The 23693-nt window shown below is 69.6% G+C and carries 29 protein-coding genes; 18 read left to right on the top strand and 11 right to left on the bottom strand.

What is annotated here, in order from left to right:
* The 5 genes from lptA to BDK63_RS04170 form a co-directional block, all read right to left on the bottom strand.
* Complete coding sequence (gene lptA / locus BDK63_RS04150) at positions 1-507, bottom strand: lipopolysaccharide transport periplasmic protein LptA (RefSeq protein ID WP_183330069.1); 507 nt, start codon at positions 505-507, stop codon at positions 1-3.
* Entirely contained in the window at positions 504-1094 is a 591-nt protein-coding gene (gene lptC / locus BDK63_RS04155; RefSeq protein WP_183330070.1) for an LPS export ABC transporter periplasmic protein LptC, read from the bottom strand. Before lptC ends, lptA begins: the two co-directional genes overlap by 4 nt.
* Before the next feature lie 4 nt (positions 1095-1098).
* On the bottom strand, positions 1099-1656 hold the full coding sequence (locus tag BDK63_RS04160) for a KdsC family phosphatase (protein WP_183330071.1): 558 nt from the start codon (positions 1654-1656) through the stop codon (positions 1099-1101).
* Positions 1657-1684: 28 nt separating this feature from the next.
* A complete protein-coding gene (locus BDK63_RS04165) occupies positions 1685-2680 on the bottom strand; it encodes a KpsF/GutQ family sugar-phosphate isomerase (protein WP_183330072.1) in 996 nt (331 codons plus the stop codon).
* A gap of 70 nt (positions 2681-2750) precedes the next feature.
* Positions 2751-3707, bottom strand: coding sequence for a calcium/sodium antiporter (locus tag BDK63_RS04170; protein WP_183330073.1), 957 nt, complete (start codon positions 3705-3707; stop codon positions 2751-2753).
* Positions 3708-3853: 146 nt separating this feature from the next.
* Here BDK63_RS04170 and BDK63_RS04175 point away from each other — a divergent pair, with 146 nt between their 5' ends.
* The 9 genes from BDK63_RS04175 to hisD all read left to right on the top strand — a co-directional run bounded on the left by BDK63_RS04175 (position 3854) and on the right by hisD (position 10785).
* Positions 3854-4666 (top strand): ABC transporter ATP-binding protein, encoded by an 813-nt coding sequence (locus BDK63_RS04175; RefSeq protein WP_183330074.1) that lies wholly within the window; start codon positions 3854-3856, stop codon positions 4664-4666.
* The gene (gene mlaE, locus BDK63_RS04180) at positions 4663-5445 is read left to right on the top strand and encodes a lipid asymmetry maintenance ABC transporter permease subunit MlaE (protein WP_183330075.1); all 783 of its coding nucleotides are present in this window, start codon (positions 4663-4665) and stop codon (positions 5443-5445) included. Before BDK63_RS04175 ends, mlaE begins: the two co-directional genes overlap by 4 nt.
* 82 nt (positions 5446-5527) lie before the next feature.
* Positions 5528-5992 carry an outer membrane lipid asymmetry maintenance protein MlaD gene (mlaD, locus tag BDK63_RS04185; RefSeq protein WP_183330076.1) on the top strand — a complete coding sequence of 155 codons (465 nt, stop codon included), beginning with the start codon at positions 5528-5530 and terminating at the stop codon, positions 5990-5992.
* A gap of 45 nt (positions 5993-6037) precedes the next feature.
* On the top strand, positions 6038-6691 hold the full coding sequence (locus BDK63_RS04190) for an MlaC/ttg2D family ABC transporter substrate-binding protein (RefSeq protein WP_183330077.1): 654 nt from the start codon (positions 6038-6040) through the stop codon (positions 6689-6691).
* Complete coding sequence (locus BDK63_RS04195; protein WP_183330078.1) at positions 6688-7023, top strand: STAS domain-containing protein; 336 nt, start codon at positions 6688-6690, stop codon at positions 7021-7023. The genes BDK63_RS04190 and BDK63_RS04195 overlap by 4 nt, the downstream gene beginning before the upstream one ends.
* Before the next feature lie 130 nt (positions 7024-7153).
* Entirely contained in the window at positions 7154-7408 is a 255-nt protein-coding gene (locus BDK63_RS04200; RefSeq protein ID WP_183330079.1) for a BolA family protein, read from the top strand.
* Between the two features lie 13 nt (positions 7409-7421).
* Positions 7422-8684, top strand: coding sequence for a UDP-N-acetylglucosamine 1-carboxyvinyltransferase (murA, locus tag BDK63_RS04205; RefSeq protein ID WP_183330080.1), 1263 nt, complete (start codon positions 7422-7424; stop codon positions 8682-8684).
* A gap of 19 nt (positions 8685-8703) precedes the next feature.
* Positions 8704-9357, top strand: a complete 654-nt coding sequence (gene hisG / locus BDK63_RS04210) for an ATP phosphoribosyltransferase (protein WP_183330081.1) — start codon at positions 8704-8706, stop codon at positions 9355-9357.
* A 108-nt stretch (positions 9358-9465) separates the two neighbouring features.
* Positions 9466-10785, top strand: a complete 1320-nt coding sequence (hisD, locus tag BDK63_RS04215) for a histidinol dehydrogenase (RefSeq protein WP_183330082.1) — start codon at positions 9466-9468, stop codon at positions 10783-10785.
* A 92-nt stretch (positions 10786-10877) separates the two neighbouring features.
* On the opposite strand, the gene BDK63_RS04220 is transcribed toward hisD, so the two are convergent.
* On the bottom strand, positions 10878-12131 hold the full coding sequence (locus tag BDK63_RS04220; protein ID WP_183330083.1) for a S1C family serine protease: 1254 nt from the start codon (positions 12129-12131) through the stop codon (positions 10878-10880).
* 102 nt (positions 12132-12233) lie between these two features.
* Here BDK63_RS04220 and BDK63_RS04225 point away from each other — a divergent pair, with 102 nt between their 5' ends.
* The gene (locus BDK63_RS04225) at positions 12234-12995 is read left to right on the top strand and encodes a Nif3-like dinuclear metal center hexameric protein (RefSeq protein ID WP_183330084.1); all 762 of its coding nucleotides are present in this window, start codon (positions 12234-12236) and stop codon (positions 12993-12995) included.
* 249 nt (positions 12996-13244) lie between these two features.
* On the opposite strand, the gene BDK63_RS04230 is transcribed toward BDK63_RS04225, so the two are convergent.
* Positions 13245-13685, bottom strand: coding sequence for a ZapG family protein (locus BDK63_RS04230; protein WP_183330085.1), 441 nt, complete (start codon positions 13683-13685; stop codon positions 13245-13247).
* A 206-nt stretch (positions 13686-13891) separates the two neighbouring features.
* Between BDK63_RS04230 and zapE the strand changes: the two genes are divergently transcribed.
* From zapE to BDK63_RS04270, 8 genes are all read left to right on the top strand, one after another.
* Complete coding sequence (zapE, locus tag BDK63_RS04235; RefSeq protein WP_425485929.1) at positions 13892-15061, top strand: cell division protein ZapE; 1170 nt, start codon at positions 13892-13894, stop codon at positions 15059-15061.
* Between the two features lie 191 nt (positions 15062-15252).
* Positions 15253-15681, top strand: a complete 429-nt coding sequence (gene rplM / locus BDK63_RS04240; RefSeq protein WP_183330087.1) for a 50S ribosomal protein L13 — start codon at positions 15253-15255, stop codon at positions 15679-15681.
* A gap of 13 nt (positions 15682-15694) precedes the next feature.
* Positions 15695-16084 carry a 30S ribosomal protein S9 gene (gene rpsI / locus BDK63_RS04245; RefSeq protein ID WP_183330088.1) on the top strand — a complete coding sequence of 130 codons (390 nt, stop codon included), beginning with the start codon at positions 15695-15697 and terminating at the stop codon, positions 16082-16084.
* A gap of 228 nt (positions 16085-16312) precedes the next feature.
* The gene (gene petA / locus BDK63_RS04250; RefSeq protein ID WP_183330089.1) at positions 16313-16906 is read left to right on the top strand and encodes a ubiquinol-cytochrome c reductase iron-sulfur subunit; all 594 of its coding nucleotides are present in this window, start codon (positions 16313-16315) and stop codon (positions 16904-16906) included.
* Positions 16906-18165 (top strand): cytochrome b, encoded by a 1260-nt coding sequence (locus BDK63_RS04255; protein ID WP_183330090.1) that lies wholly within the window; start codon positions 16906-16908, stop codon positions 18163-18165. The genes petA and BDK63_RS04255 overlap by 1 nt, the downstream gene beginning before the upstream one ends.
* Complete coding sequence (locus tag BDK63_RS04260; protein WP_183330091.1) at positions 18165-18932, top strand: cytochrome c1; 768 nt, start codon at positions 18165-18167, stop codon at positions 18930-18932. Before BDK63_RS04255 ends, BDK63_RS04260 begins: the two co-directional genes overlap by 1 nt.
* A 145-nt stretch (positions 18933-19077) precedes the next feature.
* Positions 19078-19704 carry a stringent starvation protein SspA gene (sspA, locus tag BDK63_RS04265; RefSeq protein ID WP_183330092.1) on the top strand — a complete coding sequence of 209 codons (627 nt, stop codon included), beginning with the start codon at positions 19078-19080 and terminating at the stop codon, positions 19702-19704.
* Positions 19705-19764: 60 nt separating this feature from the next.
* Entirely contained in the window at positions 19765-20241 is a 477-nt protein-coding gene (locus BDK63_RS04270) for a ClpXP protease specificity-enhancing factor (RefSeq protein WP_183330093.1), read from the top strand.
* A 93-nt stretch (positions 20242-20334) separates the two neighbouring features.
* On the opposite strand, the gene BDK63_RS04275 is transcribed toward BDK63_RS04270, so the two are convergent.
* The 4 genes from BDK63_RS04275 to BDK63_RS04290 are packed head-to-tail and all read right to left on the bottom strand — an operon-like array spanning position 20335 to position 23675.
* The gene (locus BDK63_RS04275; RefSeq protein ID WP_183330094.1) at positions 20335-20913 is read right to left on the bottom strand and encodes a BON domain-containing protein; all 579 of its coding nucleotides are present in this window, start codon (positions 20911-20913) and stop codon (positions 20335-20337) included.
* Between the two features lie 5 nt (positions 20914-20918).
* A complete protein-coding gene (locus BDK63_RS04280) occupies positions 20919-21512 on the bottom strand; it encodes a phosphoheptose isomerase (RefSeq protein WP_183330095.1) in 594 nt (197 codons plus the stop codon).
* A gap of 50 nt (positions 21513-21562) precedes the next feature.
* On the bottom strand, positions 21563-21931 hold the full coding sequence (locus BDK63_RS04285; RefSeq protein WP_183330096.1) for a YraN family protein: 369 nt from the start codon (positions 21929-21931) through the stop codon (positions 21563-21565).
* Complete coding sequence (locus BDK63_RS04290) at positions 21915-23675, bottom strand: penicillin-binding protein activator (protein ID WP_183330097.1); 1761 nt, start codon at positions 23673-23675, stop codon at positions 21915-21917. The genes BDK63_RS04285 and BDK63_RS04290 overlap by 17 nt, the downstream gene beginning before the upstream one ends.
* Positions 23676-23693 lie beyond the last annotated feature (18 nt).

The raw sequence follows: 23693 nt of genomic DNA on the forward strand, positions 1-23693 counted from the left end.
TTACTGCTCGGGCTGGAGGGTCATGCGGATGCGCTGGCGTCCCTCGACGCCCTCGCCCTCGGCGCGGGCCTGGACCACGCGGCGGTCGAGGAAGTACTCGAGGTAGCCGCCGTCGAAGGTGTCGCCGCCCTGGTGCAGCTCGGCCCGGTCGATCAGCTCCACCCGGCGTTCGGCCACGTGGTAGATGATGGTGCGGCCCCAGCCCCGGACCACCGGCTCGGCCGGGTCGGGCTGCTGCTCGATATAGGCGCGCTCGCCGGTGGCGATGGCGCGGGAGAGCTCGCCGGCGGCGTTGCGGCGGATCTCCACCCGGTTGCCGGTGAGCTGCATGCTGCCCTGGCGGATGTCCACGTCGCCGGTGTAGACGGCGGTGCCGGCGCGGTCGTCCAGGTCGAGGCGGTCGGCCTCCACCTCGATGGGCGCGGAGGCATCTCCCTGCTGCGCCAGGGCCGGGGCGGTGGCCAGCGGCAGCAGCAGGCAGAGCAGCAGGGCGAAGGGGGGCTTCATGGCGGGGACTCCTCTCGGGTCTCGGGCGGATGGTGGCCGCGCACATTGTCGGTCAGCCGCGCCCGGTTGTCATGGATCCAGGCATCGAAGCGGTCGCCGCTCATGCGCTGGGGGGGCTGGCGCAGCAGGGCCGGGGTGTCGCTCCAGGCGTGGCCGGTATCGGCGTCGAAGTGCAGGACCTCGGTGTCGAGCTGCCAGCGCTCCTCGGGGGCGTGGAGCCGGGCGTCGCCGGAGAGCGTCAGCGGGTTGCCGCCGGGCCCCAGCACGCCGCTGTCGGCCTGGGCATACCAGACCCGGCCGGCGGTGTCGTGGAGCCGGGCGTCGGGGGTCTGCAGGCGCGTCACGTCGTCGTGGGGGGTATGCACCAGGCGTGGCGTGTCGAGGCGCTGGTGGGCCCGGCCCTCGGCGTCGAAGCGGGTCAGGCGGGCGCCCTCGAGGTAGTAGTCGGGCTCGCCCGCCTCGTCCCGGGGGACCGCCCCGTACTCCGGCCCGCCGCGCGGGTCGAGCAGGACGAGGGCACCGCCCAGGGCCAGCAGGATCAGCAGCAGCCAGACCCGGAAGGAGGGACGGGGCAGGGACCACGCCATGGGCTCAGTTGACCCCGTGGAGGTAGGTGTCGAGCACCGCGTCCCAGTGGCCCTGGGCCCTCAGCAGGGTGTCACAGATCTCGCGCACGGCGCCGTGGCCGCCGGCCCGTTCGGTCACCCAGTCGGCATGCTTCTGGATGTAGTCCGGGGCGGAGGGGACGCTGATGCCGATCCCGGCGCGCCGGATGGCGCCCACATCGGGCATGTCGTCGCCGCAGTAGGCCGCCTGGTCGAACTCGAGGCCGAGTCGGGTGCAGAGGTCGCGCAGCACCGGCAGCTTCTTCTCCACGCCCTGGAAGACGTGCTTGATGCCCAGGGCAGCGGCCCGCCGGCTCACCGTGGGGGAATCCCGGCCGGTGATCAGCGCCACCTCGATGCCGGCCCGCTTGAGCAGCTTGAGGCCGTGGCCGTCCATGACGTTGAAGGCCTTGATCTCGATGCCGTCGGCCTGGAAGTAGAGCTGGCCGTCGGTGAGGACGCCGTCCACGTCCAGGGCCAGCAGGCGGATCCGGCGCAGCCGGTCGACCAGGCGGGGGTCTTGCAGGGGAGAAACGTGGGTCATGGGGACTCCGGGAGGGTGGGGGATGGCATCAGATGACGCCGCTGGCCAGCAGGTCGTGCATGTGCAGGGCGCCGATCGGGCGGCCCTGGTCATCGACCACGGCCAGCGCCGAGATGCGGTGGTCTTCCATCAGGCGCACGGCCTCGGCGGCGAGCATCTCCGGGTGAGCGCGCTTGCCGGGGACGGTCATCACCTCGTCCACGGTCAGGGCGCCGAGGTCGCGGTGCTGGTCGAGGGTGCGGCGCAGGTCGCCGTCGGTGTAGACGCCGACCAGGCGGCCCGTGTCATCGACCACGCAGGTGAAGCCGAGCCCCTGGCGGGTGATCTCCAGCAGGGCGTCGCGCAGCGGGCTGCCCAGGGGCACCCGGGGCAGGCGGCTGCCCTGGTGCATCAGGTCGGCCACGCGCAGCAGCAGCCGCTTGCCCAGGCTGCCGCCCGGGTGGGAGCGGGCGAAGTCCTCGGCGGTGAAGCCGCGGGACTCCAGCAGTGCCACGGCCAGGGCGTCGCCCAGCGCCAGGGAGGCGGTGGTCGACGAGGTCGGGGCCAGGTCCAGCGGGCAGGCCTCGCGCTCGACCCCGGCATCCAGGTGGGCCTCGGCATGGCGGGCCAGGGTCGAGGTGGGCCGGCCGGTCATGCTGACCAGCGGCACCCCCATGCGCTTGAGCAGCGGCAGCAGGGCGGTGACCTCGGCGGTCTCGCCGGAATGGGAGAGGGCCAGCACCACGTCGCCGGGGGTGATCATGCCGAGGTCGCCGTGGCTGGCCTCGCCGGGATGCACGAAGAAGGCCGGCGTGCCGGTGCTGGCCAGGGTGGCGGCGATCTTGCCGGCGATGTGGCCGGACTTGCCCATGCCGGTGACGACCACCCGGCCTCGGCAGGCCAGGATCAGCTCGCAGGCACGGTCGAAATCGGCATCGAGGCGCTCGATCAGCGCGGCGATGGCCTGCTGCTCCAGCAGCAGGGTGCGGCGGGCGCTGTCGCGCAGTGTCGAGGGCGCGGGGCCCGGGGTGGCGTCTTGGGTCATGGCGATGATTGTTGCCTGTTGCGGGGTTTCACTCAAGCCGAGCGTCGGAGGAGATCGCGGCCGGCGCCGTTCAGCCGCTGATACTGGCCAGGCCGAGCCAGCCCAGGTAGCCGAGGTAGGCGAGCAGCAGCAGCATGCCCGGCAGCCGGCCCAGGCGGCCGCGGCGGTACCAGAGCAGCAGCATGCCCAGCGCCAGGGTGAGCAGCAGCATCACCGGGTAGTCGCGGCTGGCCGAGGCCGGGTCGGTGACGCCCGGGGCCAGCAGGCCGGGCACCGGCAGCACGGCGAGCAGGTTGAAGAGGTTGGAGCCGATCACGTTGCCGATGGCGATGTCGTGGTGGCGCTTCAGGGCGCTGGCCACGCAGGCCGCCAGCTCCGGCAGGCTGGTGCCGATGGCCACCACGCTCAGGCCGATGGCCAGCTCGCTGACCCCGAGCCCGCGGGCCAGTTCGCTGGCGCCCCAGACCAGGGCGCGGGAGCCGGCCACCATGACCGCCAGGGTGGCCACCAGCCAGAGCAGCGCCCGGGCCAGGCGCATGTCGGGGATGGTCCCGACCTCTGCCCCGGCCTCGGGGGCATCGGGGGTGTCGGCACGAAACAGCCACCACAGGCTGAACACCAGCAGCAGGAGCAGGAAGAGGGCGTCGAAGCGGCCGAGGACGCCGTTGGCCAGGGCGTAGCCGGCCAGGCCCGTGGCACCGAGCAGCAGGGGCAGCTCGCGGCGCACCAGGGAGAAGCGCACCGGGATCGGCGCCACCAGCGCGGTGACGCCGAGCACCAGGCCGATATTGGCGATGTTCGAGCCCAGCGCGTTGCCGATGGCCAGGTCGGGGATGCCGTCCAGCGAGGCCATCACCGAGACCACGATCTCCGGGGCGGAGGTGCCCAGGGCGACGATGGTCATGCCCACCAGCAGGGTGCTCATGCCGGCGCGATGGGCCGTTGCCGCGGCGGCACCGACGAAGCGCTCGGCGCTCCACAGCAGGGCAACGAGGCCGAGCAGCACGACGATCAGGGGAACCAGCATGGAGGGACCCTTCCTTGGTCGCGGGAAAGGGCGCCCATTAAACGGCCTGGGGGCGGCCGGTGCAAGCGGCAGGCTGCGTGGAGGTGGCGTTGCCGAGCCCGGTTAGGATACGATGTTCGATAATTCTTTGCTGGGATGACGAGCCGATGAGTGACACTCCCTTCGTGGTGGTGGAGGGGCTGCATTTCTCGCGGGGCGACACGGAGATCTTCCGTGGCGTCGACATGCGGATTCCGCGTGGCAGGATCACCGCCATCATGGGGCCCAGCGGCACCGGCAAGACCACCCTGCTCAAGCTGATCGGGGGGCAGCTCTCGCCCGACGCCGGCCGCGTGACGATCGACGGCGAGGAGGTGCACCGTCTGTCGCGCAAGGCGCTGTTTGCCCTGCGCCGCCGCATGGGCATGCTGTTCCAGAGCGGGGCGCTGTTCTCGGACCTGAGCGTGTTCGAGAACGTCGCCTTTCCGCTGCGGGTGCATACCGACCTGCCGGATGCCATGGTGCGCGACCTGGTGCTGATGAAGCTCGAGGCGGTGGGCCTGCGGGGCGCCCGGGAGCTGATGCCCGCGGAGCTCTCCGGCGGCATGGCGCGCCGGGTGGCGCTGGCCCGGGCGATCGCCCTGGACCCGGAGCTGATCCTCTATGACGAGCCCTTCGTGGGGCAGGACCCGATCTCCATGGGCGTGCTGGTGCAGCTGATCAAGCGGCTCAACCAGGCCCTCGGGCTCACCTCCATCGTGGTCTCCCACGACATCAAGGAGACCCTGACCATCGCCGACTACGTCTATGTGATCGCCGACGGCCAGGTAATGGCCCACGGCACCCCCGAGAGCCTCGACGTGGACCAGGACCCGCGGGTCAGCCAGTTCGTCCACGGCGAGCCGGACGGCCCCGTGCCCTTCCACTATCCGGCGGTGGACTACTTCAAGGACATCCTGAGTGCGGGGGGCGGGCGATGATCGCGCGGGTGATGCGCCTCGGGCGCCGCGGCTGCGACCTGCTCGAGGCCCTGGGCCGGGCCGGGATCTTCGTGGGCCAGTCCGCCGTCGGCGTGCCGTCCCGGGAGGGGTGGGCCCTCTGGTTGCGCCAGATGCACTTCGTCGGCGTGCTGTCGCTGGCCATCGTGCTGGTCTCGGGGCTGTTCATCGGCATGGTGCTGTCGCTGCAGGGTTACACCATCCTGGTCGATTTCGGCGCCGAGCAGGCGCTGGGCCAGATGGTGGCGCTGTCGCTGCTCCGCGAGCTGGCGCCGGTGGTGGCGGCGCTGCTGTTCGCCGGCCGGGCCGGGTCGGCGCTGACCGCCGAGATCGGCCTGATGAAGGCCACCGAGCAGCTCACCAGCATGGAGATGATCGGCGTGGACCCGCTGCGCCGGGTGGTGGCGCCGCGGCTCTGGGCGGGCTTCGTCTCCCTGCCGCTGCTGACCATCGGCTTCAGCGTGGTGGGCATCTACGGCGGCTACCTGGTGGGCGTCGAGTGGCTGGGGGTCTTCGAGGGCTCCTACTGGGGCAACATGCAGGCCAGCGTCGCGTTCATCGGCGACGTGGGCAACGGCATGGTCAAGAGCCTGGTCTTCGCGGTGGTGGTCACCTGGATCGCGGTGTTCCAGGGCTATGATCTGGTGCCCACCTCGGAAGGCATCTCGCGGGCCACGACCCGCACGGTGGTCTACTCCTCCCTGGCGGTGCTCGGTCTCGATTTCGTGCTGACCGCGGTGATGTTCGGGGGGCTCTCCTGATGCCTTCCACCCCTTTGTCTGGTCCCCCTGCGGTTGGCACGCTGCCTGTCGGTAGCGGGGCGTTGATGTTCGGAGAAACACGATGAAGCGCAGCAAGATGATGGAGCTCGGCGTCGGCCTGTTCATGCTGGCCGGCATCCTGGGCCTGGTGTTCCTCGGCCTGCGGGTCAGCGGGCTGACCTTCCAGGCCCCGGGAGACAGTTTTCGGCTGGAGGCGAACTTCGCCAATATCGGGGGGCTCAAGCCCCGCGCGCGGGTCACCATGGCCGGCGTCACCGTGGGTCGGGTGGCGGCGATCGAGCTCGACACCGACTGGTACGACGCCCGGGTGATCCTCGAGCTCGATGGCGACCTGGAGGGCAGGCTCTCCCGGGACACCACCGCGGCGATCCTCACCGCCGGCCTGCTCGGCGAGCAGTACATCGGGCTCTCGGTGGGCGGCGACCCCGAGACCCTGGCCGCGGGTGACACCATCCGCGATACCCAGTCGGCCATCGTGCTGGAAGAACTCATCCAGCAGTTCGTGTCCAACATGGTCAGCGATTGACGTGCGTGCGCGTCGATCTGGTTTGTCCCAAGGAGAGTTGACTGCATGAACCGTCTTTACCTTCCCCTCCGTTCGCTGCTGGCGGGCCTGCTGCTGGCCCTGTTCGCGCTGCCGGCCAGTGCCGCTCCCGAACGCACGCCCGAGCAGCTGATCCGCCAGAGCGTCGAGGAGCTCACCGGCCAGATCGAGGGGCGGCGCGACTACTTCGCCGACAACCTCGACGAGCTCAAGGCGCTGGTGGACGACAGCCTCGATGACATCGCCGACTTCCGCTACATCGGCGCCAGCGTGATGGGCCGCTACTTCCAGAACGCCTCCCCCCAGCAGCGCTCGCGCTTCGTGGAGACCTTCCGCCAGACCCTGATCGACACCTACACCCGGGGCCTGGTCACCTTCGACTACCGGGAACTGCGCGTGCTTGATGCCCAGCGCGCCCCGCGCCACGAGGACCAGGCCAGCGTCGACATGGAGGTGGTGGCCATGGACGGCACCGTCTACCCGGTCAGCTACTCGCTGCGCCTCTCCGGCGGCGAGTGGAAGGTCGTCAACGTGATCGTCAACGGCATCAACCTGGGGCTGACCTTCCGCAACCAGTTCGACCAGGCCATGCGTGACCAGGGCCGCGACTACGACGCGGTGATCGACGGCTGGTCGCCGGAACTGGCCGTCGAGGAGCTGGAGGAGGGCGGCGACGCATGAGCCTGCTGCTCGAGCATCGCGGGGCCCGGCTGGAGGCCACGGCCGAGGGCCTTCGGGTGAGCGGGCAGGTAGGGTTCGATGCCGCTGCCGCGCTGGCCGCCTCCGGCCGCGACTGGCTGGTCGGCCAGCCGGCGGGCACCCGGGTGGTCTTCGACCTGTGCGGCGTGGCGGGGGTCAGCAGCGCCGCGCTCAGCGTGGTGCTCGAGTGGATGCGCTGCACCCGGGCCGCGGGGCTCAAGCTGCGCACGGTGCGCCTCTCGGACTCCCTGCAGCGCCTCACCGAGGTGGCCGGGCTCGACCGCCTGCTGCCGGTGGAGCCGTCGGGCGCCTGAGGCGTCCCTGGCCGCCGGCATCGCCAAGCGCGGCGCTTTTCTTTACCATGTGTCCCTTGCTCGATCCGAGCCATCGGCCGCAGCGCGGCCGATGGCCTTCCCATCCCCAGCATCACAGGAGTGCCGGTTCATGCAACCCAGCGAAGTCAAGGCGCTGCTCGAGGCGCGCGTCGAGGGCTGCGAGTTCCATATCCAGGGCGAGGGCTGCAACTTCCAGGTCGTGGCCGTGGGCGAGGTCTTCGATGGCCTGTCGCCGGTCAAGCGGCAGCAGCTGATCTACGGCGCGCTGGCCGACGAGATCGCCAGCGGTGCCCTGCATGCGGTGAGCATCAAGACCTATACCCCGGCGCAGTGGGACAGCGCGCCGGAGAACGCCAGCGCCTGACGGGCGAACCTCCATGGACAAACTGATCATTACCGGCAACGGCCCCGTGGACGGCGAGGTGTGGGCCAGCGGGGCCAAGAACGCCGCGCTGCCCATCCTCTGCGCCACCCTGCTGGCCGAGGAGCCGGTAACCATCGGCAACCTGCCGCACCTGCAGGACATCACCACCACCCTCGAGCTGCTCGGCCACCTGGGCGTCGAGCCGGTGATGGGCGAGAAGATGACCATCCAGCTCGACGGCGCCCAGGTGAAGCACTGCGACGCCCCCTACGAGCTGGTCAAGAAGATGCGCGCCTCCATCCTGGTGCTGGGGCCGCTGCTGGCCCACTTCGGCCACGCCGACGTCTCGCTGCCCGGCGGCTGCGCCATCGGCTCGCGTCCGGTGGACCTGCACCTGCGCGGCCTCGAGGCCATGGGCGCCGAGATCCGCGTCGAGGGCGGCTATATCCGGGCGCGGGTGGAGGGTCGCCTGAAGGGCGCCACCATCTTCTTCGATACCGTGACGGTCACCGGCACCGAGAACCTGCTGATGGCGGCGACGCTGGCCGACGGCACCACGGTGCTGGAGAACGCCGCCCGGGAGCCGGAGGTGGTCGACCTGGCCGAGTGCCTGATCGCCATGGGGGCGAAGATCCGCGGCCACGGCAGCGATACCATCACCGTCGAGGGCGTCGAGCGCCTGCACGGTGCCTGCCACGATGTGATGCCGGACCGCATCGAGACCGGCACCTTCCTGGTGGCCGCGGCGCTGTCGCGGGGGCGGGTGCGGGTGCGCCGGACCCGCGCCGATATCCTCGAGGCGGTGCTGGCCAAGCTCGAGGAGGCGGGGGCCGAGATCACCACCGGCGACGACTGGATCGCGCTGGACATGCACGGCAAGCGTCCGAAGGCGGTCAACATCCGCACCGCGCCCTATCCGGCCTTTCCCACCGACATGCAGGCGCAGTTCGTGGCCATGAACGCGGTGGCCGAGGGCACCTCCCGGGTGGTGGAGACCATCTTCGAGAACCGCTTCATGCACGTCCAGGAGCTCAACCGCATGGGGGCGAAGATCGCCCTGGAGGGCAACACAGCGGTGATCGAAGGGGTCGAGCGCCTCTCCGGCGCCCCGGTGATGGCCACCGACCTGCGCGCCTCGGCCTCCCTGGTGATCGCGGCGATGATGGCCGAGGGCGAGACCCGGGTCGACCGCATCTACCACATCGACCGCGGCTACGAGTGCATCGAGGAGAAGCTGCAGCTGCTGGGCGCGCAGATCCGCCGCGTGCCGGGCTAAGGACGACCAAGGCGAGAGCATGAGCAAACAACTGATCCTGGCCCTCTCCAAGGGCCGCATCCTGGACGAGACCCTGCCGCTGCTGGCCGACGCCGGCATAGAGCCTGCCGAGGACCTGGGCAGGAGCCGCAAGCTGCTGTTCGACACCAACCTGCCCGACGTCAAGCTGGTGGTGATCCGCGCCACCGACGTGCCCACCTATGTGCAGCTGGGCGCCGCCGACCTGGGCGTGGCGGGCAAGGACGTGCTGCTCGAGCACGGCGCCGAGGGGCTCTACGAGCCGCTGGACCTGGAGATCGCCCGCTGCCGGCTGATGACCGCCGGCATCACCGGCGCCGAGCCGGCCCGCGCAAGGCGCCGCGTGGCCACCAAGTTCGTCGGCGTGGCCCGGCGCTGGTATGCCGAGCAGGGCATCCAGGCCGAGGTGATCAAGCTCTACGGGGCCATGGAGCTGGCGCCGCTGATGAACCTGGCCGACGAGATCGTCGACATCGTCGACACCGGGAATACCCTGCGCGCCAACGGCATGGAGCCCGGCGAGCTGATCGCCGACATCAGCACCCGGCTGGTGGTCAACAAGGCCGCCATGACCATGAAGCATGCGCGTATCAAGCCGCTGATCGAGCGCCTGGGCGAGGCCGTGGCGGCGCGCCGCGAGCCCGCCTCGGCCTGAGGCGACCTCGCCGATAGCGGCCCGCTCTTGATGCCATAGGGGCCCGCGGCTTGTTCGCGGCCCCATGGCGCGGCACAGTCTTCACGGATTCCCGTAATGGATGCCCACATGACCGACTCTCCCGTTTCCTCCGGCATCGCCCGGCTCGCCACCGCCGACGCGGGCTTCGAAGCGCGCCTGTCGTCCCTGCTCGCCTGGGAAGGCGTCTCCGACGCCGCGGTGCAGCAGCGCGTCGACGAGATCATCGAGGCGGTCAGGCGCCGCGGTGACGCGGCCCTGGTCGAGGCCAGCAACCGCTTCGATCGCCTCTCGGCGACGACCATGGCCGAGCTGACCCTCTCCGCCGAGCGCCTGCGCCAGGCCTATGACGGCCTGCCCGCCGCCCAGCGCGAGGCGCTGGCCCAGGCCGCCGAGCGGATCCGCCTCTACCACGAGCGTCAGAAGCCCGAGTCCTGGCACTACACCGAGGCCGACGGCTCCGTGCTGGGCCAGCAGGTGATGCCCCTGGACCGGGCCGGCATCTACGTGCCGGGCGGCAAGGCCGCCTATCCCTCCTCGGTGCTGATGAACGCCATCCCCGCCCACGTGGCCGGGGTGCGCGAGATCATCATGGTAGTGCCGACCCCGGATGGCGTGCTCAACGAGCTGGTGCTGGCGGCGGCCCACCTGGCGGGGGTCGACCGCGTCTTCACCGTGGGTGGCGCCCAGGCGGTGGCGGCGCTGGCCTACGGCACCGAGACGGTGCCGCGGGTCGACAAGATCGTCGGGCCCGGCAACATCTACGTGGCCACCGCCAAGCGGGCGGTGTTCGGCCAGGTGGGGATCGACATGATCGCCGGCCCCTCGGAGATCCTGGTGGTCTCCGACGGCGGCACCGCCCCCGAGTGGCTGGCCATGGACCTCTTCTCCCAGGCCGAGCATGACGAGGACGCCCAGGCGATCCTGGTGAGCTGGGATGCCGCTCACCTCGACGCCGTGGAGGCCGCCATCGACCGGCTGCTGCCGACCCTGGAGCGCGAGGCGATCGTGCGCGAGTCCCTGGCGCGCCGGGGGGCGCTGATCGAGTGCGCCAGCCGCGAGGAGGCGATGGCGCTGATCAACCGCATCGCCCCCGAGCACCTCGAGCTCTCGGTGGCCAACCCGGAGGGCTGGCTGCCGGAGATCCGCCATGCCGGGGCCATCTTCATGGGCCGCTACACCGCCGAGGCGCTGGGCGACTACTGCGCCGGCCCCAACCACGTGCTGCCCACCTCGGGCACCGCGCGCTTCTCCTCGCCGCTGGGGGTCTACGACTTCCAGAAGCGCTCCTCGATCATCCACTGCTCCGCCGAGGGGGCCTCGACGCTGGGCAAGGTGGCCTCCGTGCTGGCCCGCGGCGAGTCGCTGACCGCCCACGCGCGCAGCGCCGAGTACCGCATCAAGGAGTGAGCCCGGCCAACCGGACGGATTGGCCGATACGCAGGAGGCCCCGCCATGGCGGGGCCTCCTGCATTGCGGCGGACCGCGACGCGCGCGACAGGCTACTCCGGCCGGCGCAGCTCCGGTGCGGGTCGCTCGCCCACCTCCAGGGTGACCTGCAGCGTCTCGCCGCCACGCACCACGGTGAGGGGCAGCGTCTCGCCGGGTGCCACGGCGGCGATATCGGACATGGTTACCCGCGCATCGAGGATCGGCCGCCCGTCGATGGCCAGCAGCACGTCGCCCGGCTGGAGGCCGGCCTGGGCCGCCGGGCCGCCGGGCACGACGCCGGCGATCACCACGCCGCGGGGGGCCTGCAGGCCGAAGGAGGCGGCCAGCTCCGGGTTGAGCTCCTGGGCCTCGACGCCCAGCCAGCCGCGGATCACCCGGCCCTGGGTGACCAGCTCCTCGAGGATGTTGCGGGCCAGGTTGGCCGGGATGGCGAAGCCGATGCCCTGGGAGCCGCCGGAGCGCGAGAAGATGGCGGTGTTGATGCCCACCAGGGCGCCCTCGGGATTGATCAGGGCGCCGCCGGAGTTGCCGGGGTTGATGGCGGCGTCGGTCTGGATGAAGTCCTCGTAGGCGTTCAGCCCCAGGTGGCTGCGGCCGGTGGCGCTGATGATGCCCATGGTCACCGTCTGCCCGACGCCGAAGGGGTTGCCGATGGCCAGGGAGACATCGCCCACGGCCACCTGGGCGGAGTCGGCCAGCTCGATCACCGGCAGGTCGTCGAGGTCGATGCGCAGCACGGCCAGGTCGCTCTCCGGGTCGGTGCCGATCACCTCGGCCAGGGTCTCGCGGCCGTCGCGCAGGGCCACCTGGATCTGGTCGGCCCCGCCGATCACGTGGTGGTTGGTGAGCACATAGCCATCCTCGCTGACGATGACCCCGGAGCCGAGGCTCGAGAGCATGCGCTGGCGCGCCGGCATGTCGTCGCCGAAGAACTGGCGGAAGAAGGGGTCGGACATCAGCGGATGCTGGTCGCGCTCCACCACCCGGGAGGAGTAGATGTTGACCACGGCGGGGGCGGCGCGCTCCACGGCTGCGGCATAGCTCACCGGGCCCTGCTCGCGGCTGAGCGGCTGGGCCTGGCGAATCTCGGGCGCCGGCCGCGAGCCGGATTCCCGCGGCGCCTCGACCTGCGGCGAGACCGGCAGGGGCGGCGTGGCACCGGGTGACTGGAGCGTCGGCGGGGCGGCGGGCGGCGCCTGCCGCCCCGTCAGCTGCGGAAAGGCGTTGAGCAGCACCACGGCCAGCAGCACACCGATGAGGATCGGCAGCAGGAAGGGCAGCAGGGGGCGCAGGGGGCGGAACATGCGGTTGATCGTCCTTGTGGCGGGCGGTCGCGGGGGCAGGGGCCCCGCCGGTACAATGAGGGAATGGTAACATTCTCACCCAGTGGACGTATGGAGGTCCCGATGACGAATCGCGATGCGCTGGTGGCCGCCTGTGACCGGGAGCTGGCGCCGGAGCGCTTCAAGGACTACACGGTCAACGGCCTGCAGGTCGAGGGGCGCGACCGGGTGGCCCGGGTGATGAGCGGCGTGACGGCCTGCCAGGCGCTGGTCGACGAGGCGGTGGCCTGGCAGGCCGACCTGGTGCTGGTGCATCACGGCTACTTCTGGAAGAACGAGCCGGTGGCGATCACCGGCATGAAGCGCCGGCGCCTCCGGGCCCTGCTCGCCCACGACATCAGCCTGCTGGCCTACCACCTGCCGCTGGACGCCCATGCGGGCCTGGGCAACAACGCCGAACTGGGCCGGCGGCTCGACTTCGCGGTCGACGGCTGCGCCGACGGCGAGCTCGGCGAGGGGCTGGTGTGGCTGGGCACGCCGCCCGAGGGGCTCGACGCCCGGGGGCTCGCGCAGCACGTGGGGCAACGCCTGGCGCGCGAGCCGCAGCTGGTCGAGGCGCCGGGGGGTGGCGAGATCCGCCGGGTGGCGTGGTGCACCGGGGGCGCCCAGGACATGATCACGGCGGCCCGGGAGGCGGGGGCCGATGCCTTCATCTCGGGGGAGATCTCCGAGCGCACCACCCACCTGGCCCGGGAGCTGGGCATCCACTACCTGGCGGCGGGCCACCACGCCACCGAGCGTTACGGTGTCCAGGCGCTGGGGGAGTGGCTGGCCGGGCAGTTCGACATCGAGCACCGCTTCGTGGACATCGATAACCCCGCCTGAGGCCGGGGCAGGGCTATGGCCAATGGCGGCATCGCTAAAGGCTGTTCCGGCGAAAGGCCCCGGAGCGCCGGACCGACGAGGGGGCGCCATTAACCCCTCCCTGGGGGCTACCTAGACCATCCCTGGTCCACGGACCCCCTCTCCGGCCTTTCCCCGGCGCCTTTCGCTGACAAGATGCCGGTGACTGCGATAGCGCTGAAGGCCTTGGTGGTGAGGGGACGAGGTCAGTAGCGCGGCGGCTTCGGCGCCTCAGTAGCGCGGGGGCTGCGGTGCCCTGGCCTCGTCGTTCTTCAGGCCGAAATCCTCTGACAGGGTACCGCCGGTGCCGTCGGCGTAGTCGCGGGGGGTGGGCAGGGCCTCCTCGGTGTCGTTGGCGGCGGGGGCGGTCGTGACCTCCAGGCCCCGTGCCCGGGGCTTGCCGCCCAGGGCCTCGCTGTCCTGGGCCAGGCGTCGGGCCAGGGCCTCGCTGTCACGCTGCAGGGATTCAACGAGGGTGGACATCTCCCCGAAGTGGTCGCCCAGGCCCTCCTTCAGCGCGGCCAGCTCGCGGTCGCGCTCCGCGAGGCGCTGGCGCAGCCGCTGCTGGCCGGCGGCGCTGGCATTGAGCAGGTGATAGCCCAGTGCCCCGATGCCGATGCCGGCCAGCAGGCAGGCAATGGCCAGAATCCAGTTGATGTTGCTGTCGTCCACGTGTCTCTCCCTGCGGCTGTGGGACGATCCGGCGCGAAGCGGATCCGGAGTCCCGGGGCGGCTGGCCCCGGCAGCCCATTATAGGGCCGAGGTTGCGCGTCGGGTCAACGCGCCGGTGGCGATGCGAAGCGGCGGCGAGGGGCGTATAATGCGCTGCCTATCGAAGCCGCGACAGGCAGTCCCCTTCCATGAGTGCACCGTCGACCATGCCCGATTCCCGTGACGCACGCCTCACGCCCATGGCCCGCTACCGTGCCGACCTCGAGCGCGATGACTTCCAGTACGATGCCGCCCAGGAGCAGGCGGTGGCGCATCTCCAGCGTCTCTACGACGACCTGGTGGCCACGCCGCGGACGCGCCCCCGGGCGGTCCCCCCGGAGGGCGGTCTCAAGTCGCGCATGGCCGGGCTGTTCGGCAAGCGGGGCCGTCGCGAGTCCGCGCCGGCCCCGGCCCTTCCCGAGGTGACCGGGCTCTACTTCTGGGGCGGGGTAGGGCGCGGCAAGACCTACCTGGTGGATGCCTTCTTCGAGTCGCTGCCGTTCCCGGAGAAGATGCGCACCCACTTCCACCGCTTCATGCAGCGGGTGCACAACGAGCTCGAGCACTACAAGGGCGAGAAGAACCCGCTGCGGCTGATCGCCGCCAAGTTCGCCGACGAGGCGCGGGTGATCTGTTTCGACGAGTTCTTCGTCAAGGACATCACCGACGCGATGATCCTGGCCAACCTGCTCGAGGCGCTCTTCGAGCATGGCGTGGTGCTGGTGGCTACCTCGAATATCGTGCCCGATGACCTCTACCGGGACGGCCTGCAGCGGGCGCGCTTCCTGCCCGCCATCGAGCTGCTCAACCGCCACTGCGAGGTGGTCAACGTCGACTCGGGGATCGACTATCGGCTGAGGGCCCTGGAGCGTGCCGAGATCTTCCACGCCCCCCTGGACGAGGCGGCGGAGTCGGAGCTGGCGAGGAGCTTCCGCGAGATCGCCGGCCACGAGGGCGAGGCCGATGCGCCCATCGAGGTCAATCACCGCGTGCTGCACGCCCGCCGCCTGCATGACGACGTGGTGTGGTTCGAGTTCCGGGAGCTGTGCGACGGCCCGCGCAGCCAGAACGACTACATCGAACTGGCACGCGAGTTCCACAGCGTGCTGGTCTCCAACGTCACCCGCATGAGCGGGGCCACGGATGACCAGGCCAGGCGCTTCATCAACATGGTCGACGAGTTCTACGACCGGGGCGTCAAGCTGCTGATGTCCGCCGAGGTGCCGGCGGAGGCGCTCTACGCCGACGGGCGCCTGGAGTTCGAGTTCCAGCGCACCCTCTCGCGGCTGCAGGAGATGCAGTCCCACGAGTACCTGGCGCTGCCGCACAAGCCGTGAGCCGACCGTGCCGCCTCGGGCGTTCGCCAGGCGTTGCCCGTGCCGCGGCTCTCAGGTAGAATGCGCGCTCGCTCGACCGTTGACTCGCCTGCGGCCTGACCGCCGGGCGGGGCAACCAAGAAGAATAGGGATGGTTCCATGCCGGCTCGCCGGCGGCAGAACCCAATACACTGATCTCTGGTGATTCATCCATGAAGACGTTCACTGCAAAGCCGCAGTCCGTCCAGCGCGACTGGTACGTCGTCGACGCCACGGACAAGACGCTCGGCCGTCTGGCCACCGAAATTGCCCGCCGCCTGCGCGGCAAGCACAAGCCGGAATTCACCCCGCATGTCGATACCGGCGACTACATCGTCGTGATCAATGCCGAGAAGGTGAAGGTCACCGGCAACAAGGCCACGGCCAAGACCTACTACCGTCACACCGGCTATCCCGGTGGCCTGCGCTCCATGACCTTCGACAAGCTGCTCGACCATGCGCCGGAGCGCATCATCGAGTCCGCCGTCAAGGGCATGCTGCCGAAGGGTCCCCTGGGTCGTGCCATGTATTCCAAGCTCAAGGTCTATGCCGGCACCGAGCATCCGCACGCCGCCCAGCAGCCGCAAGAACTGAACATCTGAGGGAGTCTTCGCCATGACACAGCAGTATTACGGTACCGGGCGCCGCAAGACCTCTACCGCGCGCGTCTTCCTGAAGCCGGGCACCGGCAAGATCACCGTCAACAGCCGTGAGCTGGACCAGTACTTCGGTCGCGTCACCGGCCGCATGGTGGTGCGCCAGCCCCTCGAGCTGACCGATACCCTGAACCAGTTCGACGTCTTCGTCACCGTCAAGGGCGGCGGCGGTTCGGCCCAGGCCGGCGCCATCCGTCACGGCATCACCCGTGCCCTGATGGAGTACAACGAGGAGTTCCGCAGCCAGCTGCGCGAGGCCGGCTACGTGACCCGCGACGCCCGCAAGGTCGAGCGCAAGAAGGTCGGCCTGCGCAAGGCGCGCCGTCGTCCGCAGTTCTCCAAGCGCTGATCACCGGGTCAGCCTGCCAGCTGCGAGAGACACGCCCGAGTCGTTAGACTCGGGCGTTTTGTTTTTCGGATCAATGAATTGTCGGCGAGGTTCCACCTTGGTCAAGGGGTGTTGTCCTTGTATGGAACAGCGCATTTTCTTACTATAGAGCGCATTTGGTATCCGTGGTCGCGGGACGCTCTACTGCCCGTGATGGAACAGCGGGTAAGCTGATGGGAGAAACCTGAAATGGCAGATAACGGCGTAAACAAGGGTCGGCGCCGTTTCCTCGTTGGTGCCACCACCGTCGTGGGTGCGGTGGGTGCCGTCGGGGTTGCGGTCCCCTTTGTGGCTTCCTGGCAGCCCAGTGCCAGGGCAAGAGCGGCGGGTGCGCCCGTTCAGGCGGACGTGTCCAAGCTCGAACCGGGCCAGCGCATGACCGTCGAGTGGCGGGGGCGTCCGGTGTGGATCATCAACCGCACGCCGGAGATGATCGAGCGCACCGAAGGGTTCGACGGCTCGCGCCTCTCCGACCCCGAGTCCCAGGAACCGCAGCAGCCCGGCTACATCTCCGGCCCGCTGCGCTCCATCCGTCCCGAGATCGGCGTGCTGATCGGTATCTGCACCCACCTGGGCTGCTCGCCGCTCTTCCGTCCCGAACCCGATGCGGTGGACATGGACAACTGGCCGGGCGGCTTCTTCTGCCCCTGCCACGGCTCCTTCTTCGACCTGGCGGGTCGGGTGTTCCGCAATGTGCCGGCACCGACCAACCTGGAGGTTCCGCCCTATCGCTTCGAGACCGATGACATCATCATCATCGGTGAGGATGAGGAGACTGCCTGATGGCTAACCCGAACAAGGCGAGGGCGGAAAAGGGCCTGATGCGCTGGGTCGACGACCGCTTTCCCGCGACGCAGATGGTCCAGGACCACCTGACCAAGTACTACGCGCCCAAGAACTTCAACTTCTGGTACTTCTTCGGCTCGCTGGCCCTGCTGGTGCTGGTCAACCAGATCCTCACCGGCGTGTGGCTGACCATGAGCTACAACCCCTCCGCCGAGGGCGCCTTCGCCTCGGTCGAGTACATCATGCGCGACGTGGAGTGGGGCTGGCTGATCCGCTACATGCACTCCACCGGCGCATCGGCCTTCTTCGTGGTGATCTACCTGCACATGTTCCGCGGCCTGCTCTACGGCTCCTACAAGGCGCCTCGCGAGCTGGTGTGGATCTTCGGCATGACCATCTACCTGCTGCTCATGGCCGAGGCCTTCATGGGCTACCTGCTGCCCTGGGGCCAGATGTCCTACTGGGGCGCCCAGGTGATCATCTCGCTGTTCTCGGCGATTCCCGTGATCGGTCCCGACCTGGCCCAGTGGGTCCGCGGTGACTTCCTGATCTCCGGCATCACCCTGAACCGCTTCTTCGCCCTGCACGTGGTGGCGCTGCCCATCGTGATCCTGGCGCTGGTGGTGCTCCACCTGATCGCCCTGCACGAGGTCGGCTCCAACAACCCTGACGGCATCGACATCAAGGCCAAGAAGGACGAGACCGGCAAGCCCCTGGACGGCATCCCCTTCCACCCGTACTACACGGTGAAGGACATCGTCGGCGTGGCCGTGTTCCTGTTCGTCTTCGCGGTGGTGATCTTCTACTTCCCCGAGGGCGGCGGCTACTTCCTCGAGCGGCCCAACTTCGAGCCGGCGAACCCCATGGTGACCCCGGATCATATCGCCCCGGTGTGGTATTTCACGCCCTTCTACGCGATCCTGCGGGCGATCACCTTCGACCTGTTCGGCCTCGACGCCAAGTTCCTCGGCGTGCTGTTCATGGGTGGCGCCATCGCCGTGCTGTTCGTGCTGCCCTGGCTGGATCGCAGCCCGGTGCGCTCCATGCGCTACAAGGGCTGGATGTCCAAGGTGATGCTGGCCCTGTTCGCCGTCAGCTTCGTCATCCTGGGGATCCTGGGCGCGCTGCCGGCCACTCCGATGCGCACCCTGGTGGCCCAGCTGTGCACCGCGATCTACTTCGCCTTCTTCCTGCTGATGCCGCTCTACACAAGGCTGGAGAAGACCAAACCTGTTCCGGAAAGGGTGACTGGCTAATGAAAAAGCAACTGTTCGCACTGCTCTTCGCGCTGGTGCCCTTCACGGCCATGGCGGCGCCGGCGGCAGATGTTCCCTTCTCGATGACGCCTGACCTCAAGGACGAGGCCTCCCTGCAGCGGGGCATGCAGCTCTACGTGAACTACTGCATGGGCTGTCACACCCTGGAGCACCAGCGCTTCGCCCGGGCCGCCGAGGACTTCGGCATGCCCCAGGACCTGGTGGAGCAGAACCTGATCTTCTCCTCCGAGCTGGCCTACAACGACCAGATGCACAACGCCATGGGTCGTGAGGATGGCGCCAACTGGTTCGGGGCCGCGGCCCCGGACCTGACACTGCATGGCCGCCTGCGCGGCGGTGACTGGATCTACTCCTACCTGCTGAGCTTCTACCGGGATCCGAGCCGCCCGACCGGCGTGAACAACGCCGTGTTCGACCTGGTGGCCATGCCCAACGTGCTCGAGCCCCTGCAGGGCGTGCAGGAGAAGGTCTGCGCCGAGAGCGACCGTCCCATGGAGGGCGCCGAACTCGACCCGCTGACCGGCAAGTACCAGTCCTGCGACGTGCTGCAGGTCACCCGTCCGGGCGCCATGGAGCCGGACGAGTTCGAGGAGGCGGTCTATGACCTGACCAACTTCCTGGTCTATGTCGGCGAGCCTTCCAAGCTGCAGGCCCAGGCCCTGGCCCCCAAGGTGCTGATCTTCATCTTCATCTTCGGTGTCATCGGCTACCTGCTGAAGCGCGAGTACTGGCGCGACATCCACTGATCCGCCTCGGCGGAACAGACCGGGGGCGTATGGCCGCAGGCCATGCGCCCCCTGTGGTTTCTGCGCGGCCCGCGGCAAGCACCGGCCCTCACCGCTCCGGCTGTCGTGTTATCATTGCGGTTCGAACTGATGCGAGGATTGTTTCATGGGTGTAGTGGCCAAGCGGTCGTCGATGACCTTCTACTCCGGGGGAGCTGATCACTTCAGCCATCGCGTGCGTATCGTGCTCGCCGAAAAGGGCGTCGCGGTGGACATCGTCGAGGTCACCGATGAGCAGCGTCCCGAGGAGCTTGCCGACCTGAACCCCTACAACAGCGTGCCCACGCTGCTTGATCGGGACCTGGTGCTCTACGAGTCCAAGGTGATGATGGAGTACCTGGACGAGCGCTTCCCGCATCCCCCCCTGCTGCCGGTCTACCCGGTGGCGCGCGCCCAGAGCCGGCTGTGGATGCACCGGATCGAGCGCGAGTGGTGCCCGCTGGTCGAGCAGATCGAGCAGGGCCCCAAGAAGGAAGCCGAGAAGGCGCGCAAGGAGCTGCGCGAGAGCCTGATCGGCATCTCGCCGATCTTCGAGGACATGCCGTTCTTCATGAGCGACGAGTTCACTCTGGTGGACTGCTGCCTGGCCCCGATCCTCTGGCGCCTGCCGGCGCTGGGCATCGAGCTGCCGGAGAAGCAGGTCAAGCCGCTGCTCAGCTACATGGAGCGGGTGTTCGAGCGCGACGGCTTCAAGGCCTCGCTGAGCGAGAGCGAGCGCGAGATGCGCACCTGAACACTCTGCCGCCCTCGGCCCGTCCGGCGGGGGTGGCACCAGATCCAGGAGGGCCACACGATGCCATCCACTCGCCCCTACTCGAGTCGTCCCTATCTGGCCAGGGCCCTGTACCAGTGGCTGCTGGACAACGACCTCACGCCCTATATCGTCGTCGATGCCGAGCAGCCCGGGGTGGAGGTCCCCAGGCAGTTCGTACAGAACGGCCAGATCGTGCTGAACCTGGCGCCCACCGCGGTACGTGACCTGTTCCTGGAGAACGAGGCGATCGGCTTCGGGGCGCGATTCGGCGGCAAGCCGATGCAGGTGATGGTGCCGATCTCGGCGCTGGTCGCCATCTATGCCCGCGAGAACGGCGTCGGCATGGTGTTCGGCCATGAGCCGGTGATGCCCGAGGAGGCGCCGCCCCAGGAGGACGCGCCGACGCTCTCCAGCGTCGACGCGGCGCAGGAGGAGGCCGAGGCACCCGAGTCCGGCGCCGATGACGACGAAGCGCGCCCCCGCAAGGGCAAGCCGTCGCTGCGGGTCATCAAGTAGCCAACCCGGCTTTTTCGCGCCAGGAAGAAACGACACGGCAGGCCTTCGGGCCTGCCGTGTCGCGTTAGGTGCCGGGGTTGGGGCGCGGGCGGCTCAGTCGAGGTAGTCGAAGACCTTGACGATGCGCTGCATGCCGCCGACCCGGCCGACCGCATCGACGATGCGGTCGGCCTCGGCGCGGGTGACGATGCCCATCAGGTAGACGCTGGCATTCTCGGTCACCACGCGGATGCGGCTCGCATCGATGCGCTCGTTGGCCGCCAGGTTGGTGCGGATGCGGGTATTGAGCCAGGTGTCGGAGAGGCGCTGGCTGGCCGGCAGGTTGGCCGCCACGGCGAGCTCGTTGTGCACGTCGCGCACGTTGCGGACCTCGCGGGCGACCTCGCTGGCCGTCTCCTTGAGCTCTTCGCTGGGGACCTGGCCGGTGATCAGCACGATGCCGTTGTAGCTGTCGACGTTGATGCGCGCGTCGCCCAGGCGGGCATCGGTGCGGCGCAGGTTGTGGCTGATCTTGGTCTCGATGTTCTGGTCTTCGACCTGGGTGCCGGTGGTGCGCTTGCCGTAGTTCTCCTCGATGGTGCCGGGGTGGGTGACGCCGGTCACGGTGGTACAGGCCGCGAGGCCGAGGGAGAGGGTCAGCAGCAGTGGGGTGATCAGGGACTTCCGGGTCATGGGATTCACTCGCTTGTACCGAAGAGTTGTTCGTCGATCAGGTCGCACAGGCAGTGGATCACCAGCAGGTGGACCTCCTGGATGCGCGCCGTGGAGGTGGCGGGAACGCGGATCTCGCAGTCATCCTGGCCGAGCAGCGAGGCCATGTTGCCGCCGTCGCGGCCGGTCAGCGCCACTACCGTCATGTCGCGGTCATGGGCGGCCTGGATGGCCTGGATGACATTGGCCGAATTGCCGCTGGTGGAGATGGCCAGCAGGATGTCGCCGGGCTGGCCGAGGGCGCGGATCTGCTTGGAGAAGACCTCGTTGTAGCTGTAGTCGTTGGCAATGGAGGTCAGCGTCGAGGTGTCGGTGGTCAGGGCCAGCGCGGGCAGGCTCGGGCGCTCGCGCTCGAAGCGGTTGAGCAGCTCGGAGGAGAAGTGCTGGCTGTCGCCGGCGCTGCCGCCGTTGCCGCAGGCCAGGATCTTGCCCTCGCTCACCAGGCACTGGACCATCATCTGGCTGGCCACCTCGATGAAGGGGGGCAGCACCTCGCTGGCATAGGTCTTGGTGTCGATGCTGGCATTGAAGTGGCCGAGAATGCGCTGCTGGAAATCCATGCTGGGTTCCTGGTCCGGTTGCTTCCCTAGGGGCGGTTGGGGGTGGCCGCTCAGTGGGCATCGAAGGCGTTGTCCACCCACTCGAACTCGAGGGTGGGCGGATGCCCGGTGACGGCCAGCACATCGAAGCGGCACGGACATGATAGCCCGTTGCGCTGGAGATAAAAACGCGCCGCCCGGATCAGTCGGCGCTGCTTGGCGGGAGTGACGGTCTCCAGCGGGTGGCCGTGGCGGGTGTCGGCGCGGTGGCGGACCTCGACGAAGACCAGCACCTCGCCGTCGCGCATCACCAGGTCGATCTCGCCGCCCTTGGCATGCTGGTTGACCGCCTCCAGGACCAGGCCCCGCTCGACCAGCCAGGCCGCGGCGTGGCGCTCGATGGCCTCGCCGCGGGCGCGGGCATCACGGGGCCCGGTCATCGCCGAAGATCCCGGGAATCAGGATCGGCTGAGGCACGCCGTTGAGGAAGCGGGCCCAGGGCAGCTGGCGCTGGATGCGGCCATCCTCGCCGGCACGCAGGGTGCCGGTGGCGCCGAACAGCTCGCTGTCGGGCAGCGCCTGGAACTGTGGCAGGCGCAGGGCCAGCTCATAGGCGTCGACGCCCATGGCGCGCAGCCGGAAGAGTGTCGAGTCCTCCTCCTCGCGCAGCTGACGATAGCTGTCGCTGAAGGGCAGGGCGTCCACCCCGCCCACGGCGGCATCGGGGATCTGCCAGGGGATGTCGAGGAACTGGACGTCGTCCAGGTCGTGGTCGAGCTGCGGGTTGAGTCGGCCCTCGAAGAGGTGCGAGGTGGCGTAGACCGGCAGCTGGCTGGCGTCGTAGTAGTCCAGGGTCGGCGGCACCTGGCGGGCGTAGTCCGGCAGGCCCAGCAGGAACAGCATGTCGGGACGCGGGCTGGCGATGGCCCGGCGGGTGCTCTCGGTGGCCGGGGCCCCCGGGTTGTAGCGCACCGCGTTGGAGACCTCGCCGCCCTGGCCGTTCCACTCGTCCCAGAAGGCTTCCCCCACGCGCCGGCCCCAGTCGTTGTCGGGCACCAGCAGAGCCGCACGGCGATGGCCGTCTCCCCAGGCCCGGCGGGCCGCCTGGCGTGCCTCGTCCTCGGCGGAGAGGCCGAACTGGAAGAGGCCCTCGGCGCGGTTGCGCTCGCCGTGGCCGTAGTTGAGGGCCAGGGTGGGCAACGGCACGCTGTCGCGGCTCTCGAGCTCGGTGACCTGCTCCTTGTCGAGCGGGCCGACCACCACCTGGGCACCGCGGTTCTCGGCCTCGCGATAGAGGGCCGCCAGGTCGCCCCGGCTGGCGTCGAGGAAGCTCAGCTGGACACCGCTGGCACCGCTGCCGAGGGCGTCGCGGTGCCGGGTACGCATGCCGTCGGCGATGGCGCCGGCTACCCGGGCCAGGGGGCCGGACTCCGGCAGCAGCACGGCGACATGGCGCACCTCGAGACCACGCAGTTCGCGCAGGGCGAGGAGCTCGGCGGGCACCTGGCGGGCGGCGGGATGGCGCGGATTGCGCTCCCGCCAGTCATCTAGCCGGGCGAACAGGCGCTGGATGTCGCCGCCGCTGCTGCGGACCCGCTCCGCCAGGGCGACCCAGCCGCGGGTCAGCTCGTCGCCTTCGCGGCCCAGGGTGGAGAGCTCGCCGCCGTCCAGCCGGCCCAGCGAACGCCAGATCGGATCGTTGAGCGACACCTCGTCGGTGGCCGCCTGGACGGCCAGCAGGGCCTCGGCCGCCGCGCGGGGCTCGTCCACCTCGAGCAGCGCCAGACCGAGCTGCTCGCGAAGCCCCAGGGCCTCCTCGCGGCCCAGGTCCAGCTCGTCGAGACGCTGGGTCGCCTGGATCACCGCCCAGGGGTCCTCCTCGCGCTGCCCCAGGTCGGCCAGCAGCAGCGCCCAGTGGGTGAGGTCGCGGCCCTCGAGCCGGCTGTCGTCGATGTCGGTGGCGATCTCCAGTGCCTGGGTGGTCTGGCCCTGCCGTGCTAGGATGTCGGCCGCCTCCAGCCGGGTGCGGGCCGCCTGTTCCGGCGCCTGCTGCGCGGCCTGCTCGAGCAGGCGGGCGGGGTCGTCGTCGGGCAGGCGATCGACGCTGCCGGGCTGCATGGCGCAGCCTGCCAGCAGCGTCGCCACCAGCGCGGTGGCCAGCAGGCCGCGTGAGGGTGTCAGCATGAATCCATCCTTCGTCCG

The organism is Halomonas campaniensis, from assembly GCF_014193375.1.
Lineage (GTDB): Bacteria > Pseudomonadota > Gammaproteobacteria > Pseudomonadales > Halomonadaceae > Halomonas > Halomonas campaniensis.

Bases quoted from the DNA above. Each gene is read 5' to 3' on its own strand.
- BDK63_RS04195 (WP_183330078.1), top strand. From the start codon at position 6,688: ATGAGCCTGCTGCTCGAGCATCGCGGGGCCCGGCTGGAGGCCACGGCC.
- BDK63_RS04290 (WP_183330097.1), bottom strand. From the start codon at position 23,675: ATGCTGACACCCTCACGCGGCCTGCTGGCCACCGCGCTGGTGGCGACG.
- murA (WP_183330080.1), top strand. From the start codon at position 7,422: ATGGACAAACTGATCATTACCGGCAACGGCCCCGTGGACGGCGAGGTG.
- mlaE (WP_183330075.1), top strand. From the start codon at position 4,663: ATGATCGCGCGGGTGATGCGCCTCGGGCGCCGCGGCTGCGACCTGCTC.
- BDK63_RS04225 (WP_183330084.1), top strand. From the start codon at position 12,234: ATGACGAATCGCGATGCGCTGGTGGCCGCCTGTGACCGGGAGCTGGCG.
- zapE (WP_425485929.1), top strand. From the start codon at position 13,892: ATGCCCGATTCCCGTGACGCACGCCTCACGCCCATGGCCCGCTACCGT.
- BDK63_RS04160 (WP_183330071.1), bottom strand. From the start codon at position 1,656: ATGACCCACGTTTCTCCCCTGCAAGACCCCCGCCTGGTCGACCGGCTG.
- lptA (WP_183330069.1), bottom strand. From the start codon at position 507: ATGAAGCCCCCCTTCGCCCTGCTGCTCTGCCTGCTGCTGCCGCTGGCC.
- BDK63_RS04285 (WP_183330096.1), bottom strand. From the start codon at position 21,931: ATGACCGGGCCCCGTGATGCCCGCGCCCGCGGCGAGGCCATCGAGCGC.
- hisD (WP_183330082.1), top strand. From the start codon at position 9,466: ATGACCGACTCTCCCGTTTCCTCCGGCATCGCCCGGCTCGCCACCGCC.
- BDK63_RS04260 (WP_183330091.1), top strand. From the start codon at position 18,165: ATGAAAAAGCAACTGTTCGCACTGCTCTTCGCGCTGGTGCCCTTCACG.
- sspA (WP_183330092.1), top strand. From the start codon at position 19,078: ATGGGTGTAGTGGCCAAGCGGTCGTCGATGACCTTCTACTCCGGGGGA.
- BDK63_RS04280 (WP_183330095.1), bottom strand. From the start codon at position 21,512: ATGGATTTCCAGCAGCGCATTCTCGGCCACTTCAATGCCAGCATCGAC.
- BDK63_RS04275 (WP_183330094.1), bottom strand. From the start codon at position 20,913: ATGACCCGGAAGTCCCTGATCACCCCACTGCTGCTGACCCTCTCCCTC.
- BDK63_RS04170 (WP_183330073.1), bottom strand. From the start codon at position 3,707: ATGCTGGTTCCCCTGATCGTCGTGCTGCTCGGCCTCGTTGCCCTGCTG.
- BDK63_RS04200 (WP_183330079.1), top strand. From the start codon at position 7,154: ATGCAACCCAGCGAAGTCAAGGCGCTGCTCGAGGCGCGCGTCGAGGGC.
- rpsI (WP_183330088.1), top strand. From the start codon at position 15,695: ATGACACAGCAGTATTACGGTACCGGGCGCCGCAAGACCTCTACCGCG.
- mlaD (WP_183330076.1), top strand. From the start codon at position 5,528: ATGAAGCGCAGCAAGATGATGGAGCTCGGCGTCGGCCTGTTCATGCTG.
- petA (WP_183330089.1), top strand. From the start codon at position 16,313: ATGGCAGATAACGGCGTAAACAAGGGTCGGCGCCGTTTCCTCGTTGGT.
- lptC (WP_183330070.1), bottom strand. From the start codon at position 1,094: ATGGCGTGGTCCCTGCCCCGTCCCTCCTTCCGGGTCTGGCTGCTGCTG.
- BDK63_RS04190 (WP_183330077.1), top strand. From the start codon at position 6,038: ATGAACCGTCTTTACCTTCCCCTCCGTTCGCTGCTGGCGGGCCTGCTG.
- hisG (WP_183330081.1), top strand. From the start codon at position 8,704: ATGAGCAAACAACTGATCCTGGCCCTCTCCAAGGGCCGCATCCTGGAC.
- rplM (WP_183330087.1), top strand. From the start codon at position 15,253: ATGAAGACGTTCACTGCAAAGCCGCAGTCCGTCCAGCGCGACTGGTAC.
- BDK63_RS04255 (WP_183330090.1), top strand. From the start codon at position 16,906: ATGGCTAACCCGAACAAGGCGAGGGCGGAAAAGGGCCTGATGCGCTGG.
- BDK63_RS04270 (WP_183330093.1), top strand. From the start codon at position 19,765: ATGCCATCCACTCGCCCCTACTCGAGTCGTCCCTATCTGGCCAGGGCC.
- BDK63_RS04175 (WP_183330074.1), top strand. From the start codon at position 3,854: ATGAGTGACACTCCCTTCGTGGTGGTGGAGGGGCTGCATTTCTCGCGG.
- BDK63_RS04165 (WP_183330072.1), bottom strand. From the start codon at position 2,680: ATGACCCAAGACGCCACCCCGGGCCCCGCGCCCTCGACACTGCGCGAC.
- BDK63_RS04220 (WP_183330083.1), bottom strand. From the start codon at position 12,131: ATGTTCCGCCCCCTGCGCCCCCTGCTGCCCTTCCTGCTGCCGATCCTC.